Below are 1,672 nucleotides of genomic sequence, written 5' to 3'. Positions count from 1 at the left end.
GAATACCCGGCCGGCATCACGGCGTTTCAGCGACGGCAATCGAAAGAAAGAAGCGCGGCGCATCTCGACGAATCGACGATCTGCAGAAAGAGCAGAAAGAAGCGAAAAAGCGCAAGAGTCGCGCGCGCGCTCTCGAGATGTTGTCGTCTGCTGTTGCTGATGTCGTCGATGCAGAAAAAGCTGCTCTCGATCTCGAGTCGAAGAGCAGATCAGCGCCGGTTATGTTGAAGTCGCGATTCGATTCAGCGATTCAAGATGCTGAGCGACGCGCGCGAGAAATGCGCGCGCACGCAGCACAGATGTTCAAGATGGCTTCAGAAAAGCCGTGGCCGGAATGCGAGCTGATCATCAAAGAAGTCGTCGCGCTCTTGAAAGAAGCTGATGCGATCGCACCAGAAAAAGTCGAGAAAAAACAACATGATAGCAAAGACGTGCGATACCGGCTTTTCGCGAATGCGGCGCGACTTGAAGACTACTGCGACGACGATGATGAGAACTCTCGAGAGCGTCCTGTTTGTTAGAAAAATTGCTTGGCGAAATTAGCGATCGCAAGCGCGACCAGCACGCCCATCATCCACTTGATGGTCATCATCTCGCCGCGGATGCTCGTCATCTCATCTCGCAGGTCAGCGCGCATCTTCGCCATGTCCTGCCGCAACTCCTGGATGTCCGCCTTGGTCGCCAGCGTTGTATCCAAGGCCTCGGCCAGCGCTTCTTTTTGGGCTTCGGCAAGGGCCGCGGCCTGCTCGCGTGGCATGCCTGCCTTTTCGAGCTTTTCAACAAAACGCAGCGTGTCAAACGTGGTGGTGGTCATTCCGGCAACTCCGTGCCGTTCCTTCTGGCGATGCTAAGCAGAAGCATGCCAATATAGGCCATCTCGTCGTAATTGACAGGTTTGCCGGCCAGCCATTCGCCAATCAGGTGATGGGCCTGCATCATGTCCATCCTGTCAATCTCGGCGAGTTCTTCGTCCGACGGTTCTTCAATCCATTCCATTGCAGGACTCCGGTTGCGGCTTGCCGCGGCGGTACCAGGTCGCGCGGCTCATGCCCAGCTTTTCCCACGGCTTATTACGCATCAGCGACTCGGCCAGGTATTGCTCGCGCGGCTGGGCCATCACGCGGCGCACAGTGCGCTCGCTGACGCCGAATCGCTCGGCTAACTCGCGGGCCTTTGCCGGGCGCTTTACAGGGTGTTTAGCAGCCATTGCTCGAGATCTTTCCTTTTTTTCAAATAGTCGGCGCCGCCGCGGCGCTCAGCTTGCCACTCGCTGAATCGCTGAGCAGAGAACCGGCGCCACACCCACAGACTGACGTGTTTCGCCACGTGATAGACCTCTCGCTCGCCGAGCGGGCCGCTCAAGCTGTGCCACTCGCCGCCGACCTGGGCAAAGTCCCCGTTGAGCAGCAGCGCGCGCTCGTAGCAGGCCTGCGCGTCGAGAACGTGGGCTACGGGCGCAACTGCACGCTGTTCGAGCGTCTGCGGCTGTGGTCGTACCCAGCGGTGCGGCGCTTCTGGGGATCGAGCCATAACTACGTGTTCTGGGCGCAGGCCTCGTCTGGGCATGTGCCGGGGCAGATCGACCCACTCCGCTAGCTCCCCAAGCTCCCACGTCTTGGCAGGCCCGTAGAGCACTTTCCAGCCCTTCCAGAGGGGGTTCTTGCTGTGGTCG

General features: G+C 59.1%; 4 protein-coding genes and 1 pseudogene. 1 reads left to right on the top strand and 4 read right to left on the bottom strand.

Annotated features, from left to right (window positions below):
* Window positions 1-521 (top strand): hypothetical protein (locus Tsedi_RS12235; RefSeq protein ID WP_185970672.1); only part of this gene is annotated, 521 nt, incomplete at its 5' end.
* Here the strand turns inward: Tsedi_RS12235 and Tsedi_RS12085 are convergent.
* The 4 genes and pseudogenes from Tsedi_RS12085 to Tsedi_RS12070 form a co-directional block, all read right to left on the bottom strand.
* Complete coding sequence (locus Tsedi_RS12085; RefSeq protein WP_143896955.1) at window positions 518-814, bottom strand: coiled-coil domain-containing protein; 297 nt, start codon at window positions 812-814, stop codon at window positions 518-520. The two genes, Tsedi_RS12235 and Tsedi_RS12085, sit on opposite strands and share 4 nt — an antisense overlap.
* The gene (locus tag Tsedi_RS12080) at window positions 811-996 is read right to left on the bottom strand and encodes a hypothetical protein (RefSeq protein WP_143896953.1); all 186 of its coding nucleotides are present in this window, start codon (window positions 994-996) and stop codon (window positions 811-813) included. Before Tsedi_RS12080 ends, Tsedi_RS12085 begins: the two co-directional genes overlap by 4 nt.
* Complete coding sequence (locus Tsedi_RS12075) at window positions 983-1,207, bottom strand: helix-turn-helix domain-containing protein (protein ID WP_143896951.1); 225 nt, start codon at window positions 1,205-1,207, stop codon at window positions 983-985. The genes Tsedi_RS12080 and Tsedi_RS12075 overlap by 14 nt, the downstream gene beginning before the upstream one ends.
* Window positions 1,186-1,672 (bottom strand): annotated as a pseudogene (locus tag Tsedi_RS12070) (hypothetical protein); the annotation flags it as partial. The gene Tsedi_RS12075 and the pseudogene Tsedi_RS12070, both read right to left, overlap by 22 nt.

The sequence above is a fragment of the Tepidimonas sediminis genome (genome assembly GCF_007556605.1).
In the GTDB taxonomy this organism is placed as follows: Bacteria; Pseudomonadota; Gammaproteobacteria; order Burkholderiales; family Burkholderiaceae_C; genus Tepidimonas; species Tepidimonas sediminis.
This window is presented reverse-complemented; position numbering and strand designations above follow the sequence as displayed.

What these genes read in the sequence shown, in the direction of transcription:
- Tsedi_RS12075 (WP_143896951.1), bottom strand. Translation starts at nt 1,207, where the DNA reads ATGGCTGCTAAACACCCTGTAAAGCGCCCGGCAAAGGCCCGCGAGTTA.
- Tsedi_RS12085 (WP_143896955.1), bottom strand. Translation starts at nt 814, where the DNA reads ATGACCACCACCACGTTTGACACGCTGCGTTTTGTTGAAAAGCTCGAA.
- Tsedi_RS12080 (WP_143896953.1), bottom strand. Translation starts at nt 996, where the DNA reads ATGGAATGGATTGAAGAACCGTCGGACGAAGAACTCGCCGAGATTGAC.